General features: G+C 65.7%; 15 protein-coding genes. 7 read left to right on the forward strand and 8 right to left on the reverse strand.

Annotated elements, in window-relative coordinates:
• Positions 1-425: 425 nt before the first annotated feature.
• Complete coding sequence (locus LK434_RS01190) at positions 426-2,084, forward strand: glycosyltransferase family 39 protein (protein WP_006722064.1); 1,659 nt, start codon at positions 426-428, stop codon at positions 2,082-2,084.
• A gap of 215 nt (positions 2,085-2,299) precedes the next feature.
• Here the strand turns inward: LK434_RS01190 and LK434_RS01195 are convergent, their stop codons facing one another.
• The 5 genes from LK434_RS01195 to LK434_RS01215 form a co-directional block, all read right to left on the reverse strand.
• Positions 2,300-4,600, reverse strand: coding sequence for a YgiQ family radical SAM protein (locus LK434_RS01195; RefSeq protein ID WP_227917777.1), 2,301 nt, complete (start codon positions 4,598-4,600; stop codon positions 2,300-2,302).
• 81 nt (positions 4,601-4,681) lie between these two features.
• Complete coding sequence (locus LK434_RS01200; RefSeq protein ID WP_006722061.1) at positions 4,682-5,143, reverse strand: hypothetical protein; 462 nt, start codon at positions 5,141-5,143, stop codon at positions 4,682-4,684.
• A gap of 15 nt (positions 5,144-5,158) precedes the next feature.
• Positions 5,159-5,986 (reverse strand): hypothetical protein, encoded by an 828-nt coding sequence (locus LK434_RS01205; RefSeq protein ID WP_006722060.1) that lies wholly within the window; start codon positions 5,984-5,986, stop codon positions 5,159-5,161.
• A 131-nt stretch (positions 5,987-6,117) separates the two neighbouring features.
• Positions 6,118-6,765, reverse strand: a complete 648-nt coding sequence (locus LK434_RS01210; protein ID WP_006722059.1) for an HAD family hydrolase — start codon at positions 6,763-6,765, stop codon at positions 6,118-6,120.
• A gap of 113 nt (positions 6,766-6,878) precedes the next feature.
• Positions 6,879-9,974, reverse strand: a complete 3,096-nt coding sequence (locus tag LK434_RS01215) for a magnesium-translocating P-type ATPase (RefSeq protein ID WP_227917778.1) — start codon at positions 9,972-9,974, stop codon at positions 6,879-6,881.
• 826 nt (positions 9,975-10,800) lie between these two features.
• On the opposite strand from LK434_RS01215, the gene LK434_RS01220 reads away from it, so the two are divergent.
• From LK434_RS01220 to LK434_RS01235, 4 genes are all read left to right on the forward strand, one after another.
• Positions 10,801-11,400 carry a hypothetical protein gene (locus LK434_RS01220; protein WP_006722055.1) on the forward strand — a complete coding sequence of 200 codons (600 nt, stop codon included), beginning with the start codon at positions 10,801-10,803 and terminating at the stop codon, positions 11,398-11,400.
• Positions 11,401-11,524: 124 nt separating this feature from the next.
• On the forward strand, positions 11,525-12,196 hold the full coding sequence (locus LK434_RS01225; protein ID WP_006722054.1) for a YoaK family protein: 672 nt from the start codon (positions 11,525-11,527) through the stop codon (positions 12,194-12,196).
• A 154-nt stretch (positions 12,197-12,350) separates the two neighbouring features.
• Positions 12,351-13,022, forward strand: coding sequence for a DUF3990 domain-containing protein (locus tag LK434_RS01230; RefSeq protein ID WP_006722053.1), 672 nt, complete (start codon positions 12,351-12,353; stop codon positions 13,020-13,022).
• Positions 13,003-13,677 carry a helix-turn-helix domain-containing protein gene (locus tag LK434_RS01235; protein ID WP_006722052.1) on the forward strand — a complete coding sequence of 225 codons (675 nt, stop codon included), beginning with the start codon at positions 13,003-13,005 and terminating at the stop codon, positions 13,675-13,677. Before LK434_RS01230 ends, LK434_RS01235 begins: the two co-directional genes overlap by 20 nt.
• An 84-nt stretch (positions 13,678-13,761) precedes the next feature.
• On the opposite strand, the gene LK434_RS01240 is transcribed toward LK434_RS01235, so the two are convergent.
• Positions 13,762-15,102 carry an MnmA/TRMU family protein gene (locus LK434_RS01240; protein WP_227917779.1) on the reverse strand — a complete coding sequence of 447 codons (1,341 nt, stop codon included), beginning with the start codon at positions 15,100-15,102 and terminating at the stop codon, positions 13,762-13,764.
• 203 nt (positions 15,103-15,305) lie between these two features.
• Positions 15,306-16,244, reverse strand: a complete 939-nt coding sequence (gene cysK / locus LK434_RS01245; RefSeq protein WP_040361890.1) for a cysteine synthase A — start codon at positions 16,242-16,244, stop codon at positions 15,306-15,308.
• Positions 16,245-16,469: 225 nt separating this feature from the next.
• Between cysK and LK434_RS01250 the strand changes: the two genes are divergently transcribed.
• A complete protein-coding gene (locus LK434_RS01250) occupies positions 16,470-16,910 on the forward strand; it encodes an RrF2 family transcriptional regulator (protein WP_040361935.1) in 441 nt (146 codons plus the stop codon).
• 169 nt (positions 16,911-17,079) lie between these two features.
• Here the strand turns inward: LK434_RS01250 and LK434_RS01255 are convergent, their stop codons facing one another.
• Positions 17,080-17,445 carry a phage holin family protein gene (locus LK434_RS01255; RefSeq protein WP_006722048.1) on the reverse strand — a complete coding sequence of 122 codons (366 nt, stop codon included), beginning with the start codon at positions 17,443-17,445 and terminating at the stop codon, positions 17,080-17,082.
• Between the two features lie 158 nt (positions 17,446-17,603).
• On the opposite strand from LK434_RS01255, the gene LK434_RS01260 reads away from it, so the two are divergent.
• Positions 17,604-18,794 carry an FAD:protein FMN transferase gene (locus LK434_RS01260; RefSeq protein ID WP_227917780.1) on the forward strand — a complete coding sequence of 397 codons (1,191 nt, stop codon included), beginning with the start codon at positions 17,604-17,606 and terminating at the stop codon, positions 18,792-18,794.
• The last annotated feature ends 107 nt before the right edge of the window (positions 18,795-18,901 follow it).

An 18,901-nucleotide genomic window follows, 5' to 3' on the forward strand; every position in this document is an offset into this window, starting at 1 on the left:
TACGAAAGCGTAGCTTCGATTGGACTCACCGGGTTGTCTCGGTGGGTCCTTTGCGTTAGCGGGCATGCACCCGCACGTTTTAATGCCGGTTGGCACCTTGGCGCCCCTGAGCGGCGCGGTTGCGGTCGTGGGGGTGTTCGCAGCGCTCTTGCCGGTCGTACGACGCTCGGCTCGGTTTTGGGGCTGCGGGGCTGCCGGGTTCTCATTGTCGTGCTCTCTGTCGGCTCCTTGCTGCGGGCGCTCCGTCCCGGAACCCTTTGCGCGCTTTTCGGTGGCACCGGCTTTCACCAAAGAGTTGATTGCGTGACGTGCCGCCTCACGTCCTGAGCAAAAGCAGGGTGAGGGCTCGACCTGTGCGTCCGTTTCCGCGGTGATACACTGGGGCATGCAGGGTGGACGTTCTACACGAATGATTGAAGGGTCATATGGGGGACATGGTGCGGGGTGCGCGGATTCGTGTGGGCGCTAGCGTGTCGTCGATTGCGCTCGCCGCCTTGACCCTCTCGGTTATCCTGTTCAATCTCGTGGCCGCTTTTCACGGCAATATCTGGTTCGATGAGTCGTATTCGATGGCGCTGACGTCCCATACCTTGCCCGAGATAATTGCCATCGGAGCGACCGATGTCCATCCCGTTCTGTACTACGTCATGCTGCGGATCATCTACCTTGTGTTCGGGCCCAGCGTGTTGGCCATGAGGTTGTTTTCCGTATGCGGCATGGCGGCCTGCGTGCTTTTGGGGTGGGGTGTGGTTCGCAAAGACTACGGAAATGTGGCCGCAGCCCTGTTCATCGCCCTGGTCTCCATTTCGCCTTGGGCGGCCGCCGAGGCAGTCGATATTCGCATGTACTCGTGGGCCGCGTTTTTCACCGGTCTCTCTTTTCTGTACAGCATGCGTATTGTTCGCGTGCTCCTACCCCTCGAAGTTCGGTCAGATGCTGCGGAAACTGCCGTTCCCCGGCATTGGTGGGTGGTCGCGTTTGCAGCGGCGCTCGCTGCGGCGTACACGCATTACTTTGCGGCAATAGCTTCGTTCATGTCGATGTCTCTTGTGCTGGCATCTGCATGGCTCCATGCGCGGGCTGGATCAAGCTCGGCCGTCGACCGCGCCCCGCTCCACTTCTTCTGGCGCGGGGTAGGGTTGTGTCTGCTCGGGTACCTGCCTTGGATCATCGTCGTGATAGGGCAGACCGCTATGGTGAGCAGGGGCTTTTGGATCAAGCTCGACTTCCCCAACGCCCTGCTGACGTTGTGCACATTCCCCTTCACCTCCGAGGTTACGATCGATCTCATGGAAGGTGACGGCGGCGGGGCGCTTGCATGCGTCTGCTGGGCCGGTGCGGCCCTGGCGGCGGCATGTCTGTTGCGGGCGGCGACGTGCGCTTGGCGATCGCGTGCAGCCTCGCCGCGCACGTCGGGCGCGATGCAAGACCGGCTTGCCCGCGCCTTGGGCGATGCGGTTGTTCAAGGTGCTTTCGTCTTTTTTGGCACGGCTTTGCTCACGCTGGTCGTGGGCTTGCTGTTGGGTCAGGCCATTTTCATGACAAGATACATGGTGTGCGCCCTCATTCCGCTCTCGGTTTCGATTGCGGTTTTGTTGGCGCGTGCGAATAAGAAATGGGTGCCCTTCGGATTCGCCGTCGGCCTGATCCTGGTCTCGACGGGAGTCCAAGTGCGAAGTTGCCAGATTGCCTATGACGAACGCAACGCCGAACCGGTCGCCTATTACGACCAGGTCACTTTGGACGGGGGCCAGGGACGCCTGCCCGTAGTTGCGGGACGCAATCTGTTCGGCGATATCCAGGCGGTCGGGCCGCTCTCCGTCTTGGTTCCTGAAGCGAAGATCGAATATCTCGATGCATGGTTGGCTTACGACGCCTTCACGCCTACCGTCACGTTTCTTGAGCATGGGGCCGAGGCGCTCGATGGCTACGTTGGTCGCTTCGTGTATCTTGCCGGTCGATTGAGCGAGTCTGACATCGAGCGGCTGGAGGACGAGGTGGGGGCGAGCGTTGTGAGCTCTCGGGTCTTCGAGCGTCCGTATCGAGACACGTGCTGGACAATCGTGCTCATGGAACGCCGATAGGCGGGCGACATCCGAGGGTGTTGGGCGGTCTGCCGCGTGACATCGCATGGCGACCCCTCGATTCGCTGCTCGCAAATCACGTTGTCGCGGCATCGTGAAGAAATGGCCCTGTCCATGTCGCGGCATCGTGTAAAAATGGCCATATCTATGTCGCGGCATCGTGTAAAAAGACGGCATCCTACGTGGCGGCATCGTGATATGCCCTGGCAGTCGATCTAGTGCCGGTTCGCGCCCTGGCGCCCCTGAGCGGCGCGGTTGCGGGCGTGGGGGTTGGTGCCCGCAGCGCTCTTGCCGGTCGCGCAGCCTCCGGGCGTGCCGGGTGAGGGGCGGCCGTGCTGCATGGCTCCGCCGCGTCCGGTCGTGGGTGCGGAGCCCTTCTTGCCGGAGCGCGCGGCGGCTCGACGCTCAGCCCGGTTTTGGGGCTGTGGGACTGCTGGGTTCTCATTGCCGTGCCCTCTGCCGGCTCCACATTGCGGGCGCTCCGTTCCGGAACCCTTTGCGCGCTTTCCGGTGGCGCCGGCTTTGCTCGGGGCCGCGCCAGTCTTCTTGCCGCCTGCGCCCGGCTTGGGCGGAACGGGGCGGATCAGGCACTTGGACCCGTAGCCGATCAGGTCCTCGCGCCCGGCCTTCCGCAGGGCCTCCTTCACCAGCTTGTAGTTCTCCGGCTTGCGGTACTGGATGAGGGCGCGCTGCATGGCCTTCTCGCGCGGGTCGCGCGGGATGTAGACCGGCTCCATGGTGCGCGGGTCCACGCCGGTGTAGAACATGCACGTGCTCATGGTCGATGGCGTGGGGTAGAAGTCCTGCACCTGCTCGGGCATGTAGCCCATGTCGCGCACGGCCTCGGCCAGCTCGACGGCCTCCTTCATGGTCGAGCCCGGGTGGCTCGAGATGAGATAGGGCACTACGTACTGCTTGAGACCGTACTCGGCCGAGAGTCGCTCAAAGCGCTCGACGAAGGCGTCGTACACCTCGCGGCGCGGCTTGCCCATCACCGAGAGCACCGCGTCGCTCACGTGCTCGGGCGCCAGGCGCAGCTGGCCGCTCACATGGTGCTGCAGCAGCTCTACCAGGAACTTGTCGCTCGCGTCGGCCATGGTGTAGTCAAAGCGGATGCCGCTGCGCACGAAGACCTTCTTCACGCCGGGGAGCTGCCGCAGGTCGCGCAGGAGCTCGGCGTAGGCGTCCTCGTTGGTGTCCATGTTGCGGCAGACGCTGGGCCAGAGGCACCGGCGGTTCTTGCACACGCCATGGGTGAGCTGCTTTGTGCACGCGGGCTTGAAGAAGTTCGCCGTGGGGCCGCCCACGTCGTTGATGTAGCCCTTGAACTCGGGGTCGCGCGTGAGCAGCTCAGCCTCGCGGATGATGCTCTCGCGGCTGCGCACCTGCAGCATGCGCCCTTGGTGAAACGCCAGCGCGCAAAACGAGCACTCGCCGAAGCACCCGCGATTGCTTGAGATGGAAAAGCGGATCTCGTCGAAGGCGGGGATGCCGCCGGCCTCGTCGTAGTCGGGGTGCCAGTGGCGCGCGTAGGGGAGCTCCGCCACCTCGTCCATCTCGGCGGTGGTGAGGGGCACCGCCGGCGGGTTCTGCACCACGTAGACGCCGTTCGGGTAAGGCTCCACCAGGCGCCGCCCCGTGATGGGGTCCATGTTCTGCTGCTGGATGTTGAAGGAGTGGGCGTATTCCAAGCGGTCGGCTGTGAGGTCGTCCCAGCTGGGGAGCAGCTCGTAGTCGTATACGTTGTCGAGCGCCTGCGGCCCGCTCACGCGGTACACGGAACCGTTGACGAAGGTGATTTGCTCGATGGGGAGGCCCGCCGCCAGCGCGTCGGCCACCTCGACGATGGAGTGCTCGCCCATGCCGTAGAGCAGCAGGTCCGCGCTGGAATCGAGCAGGACGGAGCGCTTGAGCTTGTCCTGCCAGTAGTCGTAGTGCGCCAGGCGGCGCAGGCTCGCCTCGATGCCGCCGATGATGATGGGCTTGTCCTTGAAGGTACGGCGGATGAGGTTGCCGTACACGGTGACGGCGCGGTTGGGGCGCGCCCCGGCGCGTCCGCCGGGGGTGTAGGCGTCCTCATGGCGCGGCTTCTTGTTCACGGTGTAGTGGTTCACCATGGAATCCATGTTGCCCGCCGAGACGAGGAAGCCGAGGCGCGGCTCGCCGAGCGCGGAGATGCTCGCGGGGCCGGTCCAGTCGGGCTGGCAGATAACACCCACGCGGTAGCCGTGCGCTTCGAGCACGCGGGTGATGATGGCCATGCCGAAGCTGGGGTGGTCCACATAGGCGTCGCCACATACATAGACGAAGTCGCACTGGTCCCAGCCCCGGGCGTCCATGTCCGCGTGGGAGACGGGGAGGAACGCCTCGCGCCCCGGACGTCCCTTGGTGCCGGCGCAGCGCGCGCAGGCCGGTTTGGAATGTGGGGCTTTCGCCTTGGCGCGATTGCCGGCGGGGCGCTTGGGGGCCGTGCTGTTTTTGGCTGCCGTGCCGTTTTTAGCGGGATGCTTGGGCATGCTGCTCACTTTCGCTCAGGTTGCATGCGGTTAGCATACGCCATCTTCACGTGAGGGGAGCGGACGCGCCGCGCGGCGCTTTTAGTCTACGAACCAGAACCAGATAAAGAGCCCCAGATAGGGCAGGCTCAGCACGTACAGCACGGTTGCCGCGATGACAAAGCCCGTGCGCGCGCCCGCGCCCGAGCGCGTCCGCTTGATTTCGCGAACGGTGAGGACGATCGCGGCGATGAGCGCGATCAATGCCAGGAGGGCGAGTCCCAGCGACAATACGGCAAGGCCGATGCCCGCCGCCACGACCGGTGCCATGAGCAGGGCGCAACCGCAGCCGCCGGGGCTGTAGACGCGCTGCGAGGACGCGGCGCGTGGGCGCGGCGCCGTTGGGGGCGCGGCAGGGACCGGTGCGTTGGGGAGGGGCGCGTTGGGAAGGGGCGCGCCGGGAAGGGCTGCGGTGGGGAGGGATGTGCCGTTGAGCGGCGCGGCAGCCGCGCGCGTGCTTGCGATATCGTCCTTCGTGCCGGCGCTGCGCTTTGAGGGTCCCATGGCTCGCCCCACTTTCTAGTCGATCGTATCGCCGGCGTGGTTCCGGCCGACGATGCCGCGCGCCCCCACGAGGGTGCGCGTCTTGGGGTACCAGCGCACCTCCGCCATGGGCTCGTCTAGGACGGCCGCGACTTGCGGCCAGTCGGCGGCGTTGACGGAGAGGCGCGCGTCCGCCCGGCGATGCTTGACGGACTCGCCGTTCTTGTACAGGGCCACCTCGTACGTGGTGGGCGTGAGTACCGCGCCGCGTCCGCTCGGCTGGTCGATGCTGAACTCGTAAAACGCAAAGGTTTCCTGCCGCCATCCGCCGTTCAGGTCGTCGATAACCTCGCTGCAGGAATACGCGCCTCCCACAAGCGAGACGAGGGCAAAGACGCCGCAAAACGCGACGAGTGCGGCTGAACCGGTGTGCTGGTAGCTGATGGGGTGCTGTTTGCGGTGGCGCCTGTAGATGAAGGGAATGGCGCCGAAGGCGATGGTGAGCGCGATGCCGAACGGCCCCGTGCTGTCTGCGGAGGCCAGTGCCCCCATGGCGAGGAAAAACGGCACCACGTAGCAGAGAAATCCCAAAACGATGCCGAGCATCTCCCGGCCGAGCTGGCTGGAGTCGACGTGCTTGCGATGCATGCGTTGCAGGTAGACGCAGGGGGTGAAGAGCGCCATGGCGATGCCGAACAGCACAAAGGAGACGCCGATAGCGGAGCGGTTGTAAAGCCCCGCCATGCCGATGCTCGTGCAAAAGCGGCTGTAGACCATGATGCCAAAGGCGACGAAGAGGACCGCGCAACCGATGATGACGATGGTTGCCTGCCTGCGGCTGGCGGTGGAGGTGGTGTGTGTCATACGGACCTCGATCGGGCGTGCCGGTGGTATCGATAATCCCATGCGTGCGATGGGATTTGCTCAATGTAGCACAGCCCGCCCGCGCCTCCCGCCCGCGTTTCGGTGAGGTGCGGGCGGGAGGCCGGTACGTGCTACATCAGGCGGTCGAGTGCGGCTGGAAGCTCGGTGAGCGACGGCAGCACCTCGGCGCAGAGCTCGCGGATCTCGTCCGTGGGCTCGTTATAGTCGGGGACCATCACCACGCGCATGCCCGCGGCGGCGCCGGCGCGCACGCCGTTGAAGGAGTCCTCGACGGCGATGCACTGGGCGGGGTCGACGCCCAGGCGCTCGGCGGCGACGAGGTACACGTCGGGCGCGGGCTTGTGGTTCTCGATGTCCTCCTTGAACACGGTGACGTCGAAGGAGTCCATGAGACCAAAGCGCGTCATGTTGTTGATGGAGTACTCGCGCCCGCTCGAGGTGGCGAGCGCGACGCCAAGGCCGCGATCCTTGGCGGCAGCGATGGCCTCGGCGGCGCCGGGCTTGAGCTCGAGGTCGCGCTCCATGGCCTCCATGAAGATGCCCGCCTGGTGCTCGAAGAGGCGCTCCGTGAGGTCGGGGTCGCCAAATTCGGCGTTGATGATCTCCTTGGCGTTGGGGATGCTGCAACCCACAAAGGCGTGCAGGATCTCGCTGGAGAGCGTGATGCCAAGGTCGCTCGCCGCGCGGCGCCAGGAGGATTGGCTCACGCGCTCGGTGTCGATGAGCGTGCCGTCCATGTCGAAGATGACAGTTTGCATGAGGTGTCCTTTCGAGACGTTGACTGGGCAGCATGGTAGCAGGTTTTGCGCGCCCGCGGAGGCGTGCGGCGTGCGTGCGGCACGGTGCACGGCACGGCATGCGGGCGCGCTCGCTACAGCAGCTCCCCGTGAGCACGGACGTACCACGCCTTGGCGTTGCTCGTGAACAGCAGGTAGCCCGCCATCATCGCGGCGAGCACGCCAAAGAACGCAGCCGGCAGCGGCACGAGGCCGAGCGCCTCGCGCACACCGGGCACGTACGGCATGAGGGTGACGGCGCCCACGCCCAGCGCGGTGAGCAGCGTGAGCGAGGCGGCGGGCCTGCTCTGGACAAACGGCAGGCGCTCGGTGCGCAGCAGGTGGATCACCAGGGTCTGTGTCCACATGGACTCGACGAACCAGCCGGTCTGGAACACGAGCGCGAACAGCGCGCGCTGGTCGGGGGTGGCGAGCGCCTCCCACGGCGCACCCGCCACGAGCGGGCACACGATCCAGAACAGGGTGGCAAAGGTGAGGATGTCGAAGACTGAGCTCACGGGGCCGAGCCCCAGCATGAAGCTCACGACGCCACGCGCGTCCCAGGTGCGCGGCCGTGCCAAAAACGAGCTGTCCACCCGGTCCCAGGGCAGCGCCACGCAGCTCACGGTGTACGCCATGCCCAGCAGGAGCAGCTGCAGGGCGCTCATGGGCAGAAACGGCAAAAACGCCGCGGCAGCCAGCACGGAAAGGACGTTTCCGAAGTTGGAGCTCGCCGTGGTCTTGATGTACTTGATGGTGTTGCCGTAGGTGCGGCGGCCCTCCACGATGCCGCGCGCGAGCACGGTGAGGTCCTTTTTGAGCAGGATGATGTCGGCCGACTCCTTGGCCACGTCGACCGCGGTGTCCACCGAGACGCCGCAGTCGCTCGCGCGCATGGCCGCCGCGTCGTTGATGCCATCGCCCATAAATCCCACCGTGTGCCCGCCGCGCTCGCGCAGCACGCGAACGATGCGGGCCTTCTGCAGGGGAGAGAGCTTGGCGAAGAGCCCCGTGCGCTCGGCGCGCTCGGCCAGCTCGGCGTCGGTGAGCGCATCGATGTCGGCGCCGGTGAGCATGTCGCGGGCGTCGATGCCCACCTGCTCGCAGACGGTGGCGGCGACGGCGGCGTTATCGCCGGTGAGGACCTTGACGCTCACGCCCAGGCCGCCGAGCTCCTGCACCGCGGACTTGGCGCTCGCCTTGGGCGGGTCGAGGAACGCGAGGTAGCCGATGAGCGTCATGTCGCGCTCGTCATCGGCGGTGAGGTCGCGCACCGGCACGTCGTTCTTCTGCGCCACGCCCACCACGCGCATGCCGCGCTCGTTGAGGCGGCGCACGCGGTCGAGCACCTGCGTGGCGAGCTCCGGCGTGAGCGGCAGAACCTCGGCACCCACCTCGACCTCGCTGCACACGCCGAGCATCTCCTCGACGGCGCCCTTGGTGATGAGCTGACGTTTGCCCGAGCCGTCCTCGACCACCACACTCATGCGCCGGCGGTCGAAGTCGAAGGGGATTTCGTCTGTCAGACGCCACTGGTTGCGCGCGGCGGCGATCGCGGCGGCTTCGGGGGAGATACGCGTGCCGAGAGCGCCGGCGCCCGCTGCGATTGGAGATGCTTCCAGCGAAGAGCGATTGTGGGCTGCGTTATTGCCTGCGGAGACGGACTCCGGCGCTTGCGGTGAGAGGTTTTTGACGGTTGCGCCGGCGTTCGTTTCGGCTGTGTGCATCGGGGCGACTTCGGAATCGTTGCGCCCCTGGACCTCGCCCGCTCGGGCGTCCATGCTCGGCCCGCCTGCGGCAAGGGCCTCGGCGCGCTCGATGATCGCCTCGTCCATGAGGTTGCGCAGGCCCGTCTGGAACAGGCTGTTGAGGTAGGCGTGGCGCAGCACGCGGTCGCTCGGCGCGCCCAACACGTCCAGATGGCGTTCGAGCACGATCTTGTCGCGCGTGAGGGTGCCCGTCTTGTCGCAGCACAGCACGTCCATGGCGCCCAGGTTCTGGATGGACGAGATCTCCTTGACCACCACGTCGTGCGCGCGCATGGCCTCGGCGCCGCGCGCGAGGCAGGTCGTCACGATGACGGGCAGCATCTGCGGGGTGATGCCCACGGCGACGGAGATGGAGAACAGCAGCGCGTCGAGCCATTCGCCCTTGGTGAGGCCGCAGAGCACGAACACGATGGGGCACATGACGAGCATGAACCCCACGAGCACGCGCGAGACGGACGCCACGCCCACGTCGAAGCTCGTGGCGGTGGGCCGCGCGTCGAGCTCGCTCGCGATGCCTCCCAGGTAGGTGCGTGCGCCCGTGGTCACGACGACGCCCGTGCCCGAGCCGCTTTGCACGGTGGTGCCGGCGAAGGCGAAGTTCACGCAGTCGTCGATGGTGAGGGTGCGGTCACGTGGCGGCTCGACGGGAGCAGCCGTCTTCTCCACAGGGTCCGACTCGCCGGTGAGCGCCGCCTGCGTGAGGAAGAGGTCCCTGGCTGAGACGACGCGCAGGTCGGCAGGGATGATGTCGCCCGCGGCGAGCTCGATGAGGTCGCCGGGCACCACGTCCGCCAACGGAATCTCGGCCGCGCCCGTGTCGGCGCGCACGCAGCGGCAGGTGATGGTGACGAGGCCCTTGAGCGCGTCGGCCGCCGCCGCGCCGCGCGTGTCCTGCCAAAACGAGATGCCTCCGGAGATGAGCACCATGACGCCGATGATGATGGCGGTCGAGGGGTCGGCTTTACCGGGGGAGGCGAGGTAGACGTTGGTGTAGAGCGAGATCGCGGCGAGCGCGAGCAAGATGAGGGTGAACGGCGTGAGGAAGGCGCGGGAGAGGCGGGCGGTCAGCGGGTCGTGCGTCTCGGGCGCGATGATGTTGGCGCCGTGCGCGGAGCGGATGCGACGCGCCTGCTGCTCGGTGAGCCCGTGCGGGCTCGTGCCGAGCAGCTCCATGACCTTGGCGGCGTCGAGTGCGCCGATGCGTGCGATTTCGGGGTCGAGGTCCGAGGTGCGCGCGGCCGCGGCGTGCGTGCTCGTGTTGTGGCGGGCGTGTGCGCCCACGCTGCCCAGCACACGGCGGATGCCGCGGCGCGCGCGGGCCTGTGTTGTGCGGGCGGTCGGGGCAGGTGCGGCGCCGGCGGCGACGTTGGTCTTGCCGGTCGTCGGGGCGTTCGGGTTGTCGATGTGCTTCATCCAGATCATGAGGCACCTCCTTGACGTCGCGCCCGGTGGGTCCGGGCGGGTTGTCTGGCTGCAAAGGAGATGCGCCCATGCAGAGCGGCGATGCAAGGCGTGCGTGGCGTTGCGCTGGGGTTCAAGCTGGGAAATGCGTCGAGAGTTTACTTTCGAAGCGCATATGAGCCGATTTAGGCACTTTCAGACACCGAGAGTTAACTCTCGCGGAGCTCGCTGATTCCATTGGTGGGCGGAACCTCATGGCGGCGGGTTCGTAGTCGCGGGTGTGCGGATCGGACGCGAGGGGCATGTGCCCGCTCTCGTCTGCTGACGGGGTGCTGCCGGTAGAGGCCTCTCGGTTCTCGCGAGAAGCGCTCGTGTGCGTTGCTCGTCAGTTGTCTCCGATGCCCGCTGCACGACCGGTGCCGTCATGGCGCAATCGGGGCTTTGCCGTCTGCGGGGCGCAGCTACTGGCGGGGTGATCCATGACGCACCTCCCTCAATGTCGCGGCCGAGGCCTTCTGGAAGAATCGCAGGCTAGTGTAGACCGATTTGCGCGCCTGTCAACCTCAATTTAGGAACCTCAATTTAGGGACAGTCCCTAAATTGAGGTTTCAGGCGCTCAGGTGGCTCACCCCGGACGAGCACCGCCTCGCGCTGGGCTATGCCGTGTAGGTACAAGATAAAGTCCGCAATCCCGTTTGAGCGCCGGCGCGGATCGCCGAGCGCGGCCACCTCAAATAAGGGTCTGTCCCCAATCTGAGGTCGAGGCCCCAAATCTGAGGTCGCCCGTTTCTGCGTGTGGTTTTGATATGCTGCTTTGCATGTTGGCCCACGTTGAAAAGGAGAGCCGATGGTACGCTCCCAAAGGCAGGCAAAGCGCGATCTGGCGGTGCGCAACGTGAGCGTGTCGTTACTGCTCCTTGGAGCCCTGGGCATGCTCTATGCGTTCATCGGCCCATCCACGGGGGGCGCCGGGCTCTTCCGTCATGGCGTCAATGGGGTCTCAGGCTTGTTGTTTGGCCTGAGTTTTGGCTGCTTTGGCATCTATGTCAACATGGGGTCGAACAAGGGGCCGTACAAGGGCTTTTCCCTGTCGTCAGTGCTCGTCAATGTCATGTTCATCGCTCTGACGTGCCTGGGCTTGTTCATTGCGTTTACCACCTTGTCCGATGTTGCGGGAGATGCGCAAGACGGTCCGCAGGGCGTTCGCGTCGCCTCGTACGAGGAGGCTCTCGATCGTAACGGCAGCGGCCGCGTTCCCTCGTTCACGCCCGACGAATACGAGGTCGATTTGTTCGAGCACGTGGGCGACAGCACCCCCGTTGCGCACATTTCGGTCAAGCGCGGCGATTGGCCGCGAGTCCTTTCCGAGCTCACCAGCGCCGAGGCTGGGTCGACGGTGCTTTACTACCCTCGCACACAGGTGTTTTTAGGCATCGAAGAGGATTAGGGCTGTCAACCTCAATTTAGAACTTTAATTTAGGGACAGTCCCTAAATTGAGGTGGGGTGGCGTTCGCGTCATGGCATATGCTGTAGGGAGTTGCACTGACGGCATATTCGAGAGGGAGGGTGCATGCAACGCGCAAAGCAGGTTTCCGAGTCGATCGAGCTCGGCATCATCTTGGCGTTGGTCGGCGGATTCATGGATGTCTACTCCTACGTCGGCCGCGACGGCGTGTTCGCCAACGCCCAGACGGGAAACATCCTGCTCGTGGGTGTGCACCTTTCAGAGGGCGACCCCTCCCTCGCCATGCGCTACCTGCTTCCGGTCCTGTGCTTCTCCGTCGGCATCATGGTGAGCGACCTCGTACACGAGCGCTTCGCGAGCGTCATGCATTGGCGTCAGCTCACCGTGCTGGCCGAGGCCGTGATCCTGCTGGGGGTCGGCCTCCTCTCGTCCGAATACAACATGCTCGCCAACGGGCTCACGTCCCTTGCCTGCGGCATGCAGGTGGAGAGCTTCCGCAAGATCCACGGTCGTGGCATCGCGACCACCATGTGCATCGGCAACTTGCGCAGCGCCCTGCAGAACGTCGATGATTACATCGTCACCCACGAGCGCGGCTTTCTCATGAACGGCGCGCTGTACTTTGGCGTGATCGCCGTCTTTGTGTGCGGCGCGGTCCTGGGCAATTGGTGCCTGGAGCGCTTTGGCCTGTCCGCCATCGGGATCTGCTCGCTGCTACTTCTCGTGGCGTTTTTCTTGATGTTCTCCGACCGTGAGGGCGAGAACCCCGCGGCGTAGCGAGGGATTCCAAGTCCGTTGCGGCAACTCGAGAAGATGACCATGCTGGCGCGGCGTGGCCGTGGCGTCCTCCGGCACCTCGCGGGCCTGATGCTTTTGCAACTCCATCCGTCATGCTACTATCACTGTAGTGATACATCGAGAAAGGGCGCGTATGGAGCTGTGGCATGGTTCACCAGAGATCGTTCGAAAGCCCGTGCGCGCGCTGTGCCGACCCTACAACGATTACGGGCCGGGGTTTTACTGCACGCCATATCAGGACCTGGCATGTGAATGGGCATGCCCGCAGCGGGGGCGGGGCGGCATCGCCAACCAATACGAGCTCGACCTTGAGGGCTTGAACGTACTCGACTTGGAGTCGGGCGAGCACTCCGTCTTGCACTGGCTCGCGGTTTTGGTGAGCAATCGACCCGTGCAGGTCTCGAGCCCGATTGCGCGCGACGGCCTCGAGTATCTTCGTGCGGGGTTTGGCATCGACCTTGGTCCATATGATGTCGTCAAGGGGTATCGTGCGGACGACTCCTACTTCTCGTTTGTCCGCGCGTTTTTGAACAACACGTTGTCGGTGGGGCAGGTTGCGGCCGCGATGCGCCTTGGAGGCCTGGGGAGTCAGGTGATGGTGCGCGGCGATCGCGCGTTTGACCGGCTTCGTTTTCGCGGGTACACCGTGGTGTCTTCGCGCGACTATTATCCGCTTCGCATGCGGCGCGACGCTTCCGCGCGGCGCGCGTTTAGGGAAGAGTGCTCGACCGTTGATTATGACGGCCTCTACATCCGGGACCTGATGCGAGAGAGGGTGCGTGAAGATGACCCGCGCATACGATGAGGCATATGTGCCCGATGCGATGCAGTCGCTCGGGGAGTTTTTCGACTATGCGGTGAACGACCATGGGGCCGAAGGGGACGAGATCGCGGACCTGTTTTGCATGAGCGCCCTGGCGCAATCGTTTGGCAGGGGTGAGCCATGGGCGGTCGTCGGCTTGTGTGGATGTGAGCTATTCGTGCGTTTAAGCAGGGAGTTCGGCTACGACGTCGACGGGTTGGTCGAGCCGGGCGTGCGCATGGAGAAAACGCCCGAGTACTGGCTCGGGTGGGTCGCGGCTTATGTGCAGTGGAGATTGGGCGTGTCATTCGACACGTTGTTCAGCGCGGTGCCATACGACGAGTTTCTCGCTCTCTATACCCCATGGCACGAATCCTCGGAGGAGCGGGTCGCGGCGCTTGTCGCGGAACGACTGCGCAGCGTGAAGGGCGAGACGCGCCTGGCAAAGATGCGAAAGCGCTTGGGACTGAGTCAGAGGGAGCTTGCGTATCGTGCGGGCGTGTCGCTGCGCTCCATCCAGATGTACGAGCAGCGCAATAAGGACATCAATCGCGCTCAGGTGGGCTCGGTCGCGGAGCTGGCGCGCGTCTTGCATTGCTGCATAGAGGACCTGCTGGAAGTCGATGTCGGGCAATTGGACAACGGCGGCTGCGCGTGATAGGGGGAGCGCTCTTTGCGGCCCTTCATGCGCGGGACTCCGCCGTGGTACCTGCCTGATTGAGGTGCCGTCCGGTTGCCGTCCTTATTTGGTCGCCCGCACCACGGTGCCGCCGCCGAGGACGACCTCGCCGGCGTAGACCACGACGGCCTGGCCGGGGGCGACTCCGCGCTCCGGATCGTCAAAAGCGATCTCCAAGTAGCCGTCCTGCCCGTCTGCCGCCCTGCGCAGGCGCGCGGGCTGGGCGGGGTGGCGGTAGCGGATCTTGGCGCTCACGGGCAAGCCCTCGGCGCCCGCCTCGTCCAACAGGTCCTCCATGATCTGCGCCGGCGCGCTCCAGATCCAGTCGTTCGCAACGAGTCCGCTCGCCATGAGGTCCTCGACCTCGCCGAGCGTCACGGTGTTCGCCTGGGCGTCGATGCCCGTCACGTACACCGGATGCGCGCACGCCACGCCCAGGCCCTTGCGCTGCCCGACGGTGTAGCGGATGGCTCCCTGGTGGCGCCCCAGCACCTCCCCGCGCGTGTTCACGATATCGCCCTCCGGCAGCGCCGCGCCGCGCCGGCGCTCGATGTAGGTTGCGAAGTCGTTGCCCGGCACAAAGCAGATCCCCTGGCTATCGCGCTTGGAGGCGTTCTCAAAACCCTGCTCGCGCGCGATGCGGCGCACGTCGCGCTCCTTGAACAGGCCGCCGAGGGGCAGCAGCGTGTGGGCGAGGCGCTCTTGCGTGAGCGAGTACAGCACGTAGCTCTGGTCTTTCGAGGGGTCGCATGCGCAGGAGAGCGTGTATGCGGGGGCGGCGCCTCCCGTTGCGGCGTCGCCCGCGGTCTGCGCGATGCGCTCGAGCAGGCCCGCCTGAAGGGTGCGCGCGGAGCTTGCCGCTTCGACGGGATGCGGGCTGTTTCGCCCGGTGGGGCCGGGTGCGGTGTCGCTGTCTGGGGCCCCAATGCGCCCGGGGTTGTCTTTTGCCGCCCCGGGACGATGGACGTCAAAGTGCAGGGCCCTTGTGGCCCCCGGGCCCAGCGTTTCCCCAAGCGTCCGGATGCGGGCGTAGTGACCGGTCGCGATGTAGTCGCACCCATGGTCGCGCGCGTAGTCGAGCAATGCGTCGAACTTGAGGTGGCGGTTGCAGTCGATGCAGGGGTTGGGCGTGCGCCCTTGCTCGTAGGTCCGCACGAACTTCTCGACGACCCGCCGCTCGAACGTCGCGCGCAGGTCGATGACCTCGTGCGAAAAGCCCAGGCGCCGCGCGATCGCCGCCGCGTCGTCGGCATCGGAGCCGCTGCCGCATGCGCCCGGCTCGGCGTCGCCGTGCAGCAGCATCGTCGCGCCCAGGCATTCGTAGCCCGCCTGCTTGAGCAGATAGGCGGTGACGCTGGAGTCGACGCCGCCGCTCATGGCGACGAGCACGCGTTTGCGGGTCATGGGGCTCCTTAGGGATTGGACGGTCGATGGGGGCCGTCCCGGCGCGAGCGCGGGTCGGTCACGACGCGTGCGCGGGGAGAGCGGGTCGGTGCGGGTCGGGTTCGGAACGCGCATTGGTCGGGCGCGCGACGGGTGCGTCGTGCGCGGCGGAGCACGGTCCGGGGGCGGTCCGGGAGCGGGCCGGGTGCAGGTCGGTCGTGCGTCTACTCGGAGAAGAGCGCCGTGGACAGATAGCGCTCGCCCGTGTCGGGCAGCAGGGCGACGATCGTCTTGCCGGCGTTCTCGGGCCGCTTGGCCAGCTCGATCGCGGCCCAGGTCGCCGCGCCGGAGGAAATGCCTGCCAGCACGCCCGCCTTGCGTGCGAGCATGCGCCCCGTGGCGAGCGCGTCTTCGTTCACCACCGGGATGATCTCGTCGTACACCGCGGTGTCCAGCACGCTCGGCACAAAGCCCGCGCCGATGCCCTGGATGGCATGGGGTCCCGCAGCCCCGCCCGAGAGCACGGGGGAGCTTGCGGGCTCGACGGCGACGACGCGGACGGCGGGGTTTTGCCGCTTGAGGTAGCGGCCCACGCCCGTGATGGTGCCGCCGGTACCCACGCCCGCAACAAAGACCTCGACGGCGCCGTCGGTGTCCTGCCAAATCTCCGGGCCGGTGGTCGTCTCATGCGCCTTGGGGTTTGATGGGTTGGTGAATTGCCCGGCGATCCAGCTCTTGGGGGTCTCTCGCGCGAGCTCCTCGGCGCGCGCGATGGCGCCCTTCATGCCCTGGGCGCCCGGTGTCAGCACCAGCTCGGCTCCGTAGGCGGCCAAAAGCGCTCGGCGCTCGGCGCTCATGGTGTCGGGCATGGCGATGACCAGGCGGTATCCACGCGCCGCGGCGAGCGCGGCCAGGCCGACGCCCGTGTTGCCGCTCGTGGGCTCGATGATGGTGTAGCCGCTGTGCGGGGCGATGAGCCCGGCGGCCTCCGCCTCGTTGAGCATGTTGAGCGCCACGCGGTCCTTGACGGACCCGGCGGGATTTTGGCGCTCGAGCTTGACGAGCACGCGGGCCTTGAGGTCGAGTTCGCGCTCGAGCCCCGCGAGCTCGAGGAGGGGCGTCTTGCCGATGAGTTGGTCGACGGATGTGTACACAGCGCTCATGATGGACTCCTTATTCGCGCGGTCGATTGCTTTCATGATACTCGCAGTTCGCGAATGCGTGACATCATAAACCATACCAAGTTAGTAGGTTATAGGTAACCGTCTTGAAACATAGGGGATGCCTTTCGCGCCCTTAGCTGGCGCAAGGGCAATCTTCCTACCGGAGATAGGGGGTTATCTGCTATGCTTCGGGTGTCGAACCAATGTGGAGGGAGCGCGGACATCATGTTGGTATCCACAAAGGGCCGCTACGCCCTGCGGGTCATGGTCGATTTGGCAGAACACCGCGATGAGGGCAGGATTCCGCTCCGGCAGATCGCCGTCCGTCAGGATATATCTGAGAAATATCTTGAGAACATCCTCTCCACGTTGGTGCGCCATGGCATGCTTTCCGGCCTGCGAGGGAAGGGCGGCGGGTATTGCCTGACGCGCGAGCCCGAGGAGTTCACGTTGGGCGAGATCCTGCGTCTGACCGAGGGGTCGCTTTCGCCTGTTTCCTGCCTGAACGGCCCGCACAACACCTGCGAGCGGGCGGCGACATGCCGGACGGTCCGCGTGTGGACGGAGCTCGACCGCATGATCCAGGAGTATCTCGATGGCGTCACCATCGCCGATCTGATGTGTGAGGACGTTCTTGCAAAGGACAAGGGTCCTCAGCAGGCGTAGCTCAAGGACGAAGGTCCCCGGTCAGTGTGTCGCGGTCAGCGTGTCGCGCGATATGCGGTCCTGCGTGCCGCGTGCCTGCGCGTCTATGCGTCTGTACGTTTGCTGTTCGCGGCTCTGCTGGTCGAGGCCCCATCGGTCGGGGTCCCGTGGGCCGAGGTGTGGCGGCATGCTAGTCGCTCGTGGCCACGCCCAAGATGGTGCACATGATGCTCACGATGATGCTACCCATGAGGGCCGCGCCAAAGCCGCTGATGGAAATGCCGGAGCCGAGCAGGTTGACCGAGAGCCAGCTGGCGAGCTCGAGCATGAAGCTGTTCACCACCAGTTGGAAGAGCCCCACGGTAAGGCAGGTGAGCGGCAGCGAAATGACCGTGATGAGGGGCTTGACCAGCGAATTGACCAAGCCGAGGAACAGCCCGACAAAGGCGAAGCTCAGCCAGGGGTCCGCCGGGCCGAACGGGGCGATGCCGGGGACGATGAACGTCGCGATGGCGATTGCGATGGCGGTCAAAAGCCAGTTGAGGAAAAAGCGCATGACGGGCCTTTCGGTTCACATGTCCTTTGCGTGGCGCCGTGCCGCGTGGGCTGGGCGGGGTCGCACGCTAAGATGGTACAGGGAGCGGCCGGGGTTCTCGGCCGTTCAGGTCATTCTACCCAAAGGCCGGTCATTTCCAACGAGGGCGCGGGGGCGGTATGCAGCACTACACATATGGAAACATCGAGGACGCCGAGCCGTATGCCGGTGAGGATGGGTCGCGCGTCATCTCGTTCTTCATCTTCAACACCGACGTGCATCTCCATGCCTATCCTTTGGGGAGAGACGCGGCGGGGCCAGATGGCCCTGGTGCGCGCGGCGTCGCGGGCGCGGCCGACGCGGCTGCGGCGGGCGGCGACATGGCTGCGGCGGGCGCGGTCACGGCGGCGGGCGGCGACATGTGTGCGGGTGGAGATGCATCGAATCCCACCGAGCGCGCGGCCGATCTCGACGCGGCCTTGCTCGCCTGTCGCGACCGGTGCCGGTATTTCGAGCTCCGCCTCTCCCGAACGCGCGAAGATTCGGATGTGTCGCGCGCCCACGCCGCCTCTCCGCGTCCGGTCGAGGTGGCGCCCGAGACCGCCGAGCTCGTGGACGTCGCGCGTGCGTATTGCGCCGCGAGCCGCGGGTGCTTTGACATAACCATGGGCACCGTCACACGCTTATGGGATTTTCACGAGGGGGTCGTGCCGAGCTCCTTGGAGCTCGCCCGCGCCTTGCCGCATGTGGGGGTCGACAACATCGAGGTCGATCGCGCTGGCGAGGTGCCGACGCTTGCGATAGCGGATCCCGCATGTGTGCTGGACCTGGGCGGTGTCGCCAAGGGATACATCGCCGACGACCTCGCCGGGCTGCTGGAGCGCCACGGCGTGGGGCGATTTGTGATCAACCTGGGTGGCAACGTGGTGGTGCGGGGCGGCAGACCGGGCGATGGGGCCTCGCGTCCCCCCGTGCGCGCGGGCGACCCATGGAAGATTGGCGTGGTCAATCCGCGCAATCCTGCCCACTATCGCGCGATTGTGGACATCGCCGACGGGTCGGTGGTGACGAGCGGCCTGCACGAGCGGCGGTTCTCGCGCGGCGGGCGCACGTACCACCACATCCTGAGCCCGCAAGACGGCATGCCGGCACGTACCGATGTGGCGAGCGCCACCATCATCGCGAGTCGCTCGCTCGATTGCGATGGCTACTCGACGACGGCGCTCATGCTCGGCATGGACGAGGGGCTCGCGTTTGCGGAGGGGCTGGAAGGCGTCGAGGCGGTGCTGATAGGCGAGGATGATGAGGTGCGCTGGACCTCGGGTATCGCCGAGCGCCTCTCCCTGGTCCCCACCCTCCCACGCTGGTAACCTCAAAAAAGGGACTGTCCCCAATTTGAGGTGTGTCCCTCATTTGAGGTGGGGCTGGCTGGTGGGTATGGAGTACTTTAGCGTGATGGTGTGTTAAACTCTACTAC

This window comes from Collinsella stercoris DSM 13279, assembly GCF_020735465.1.
In the GTDB taxonomy this organism is placed as follows: Bacteria; Actinomycetota; Coriobacteriia; order Coriobacteriales; family Coriobacteriaceae; genus Collinsella; species Collinsella stercoris.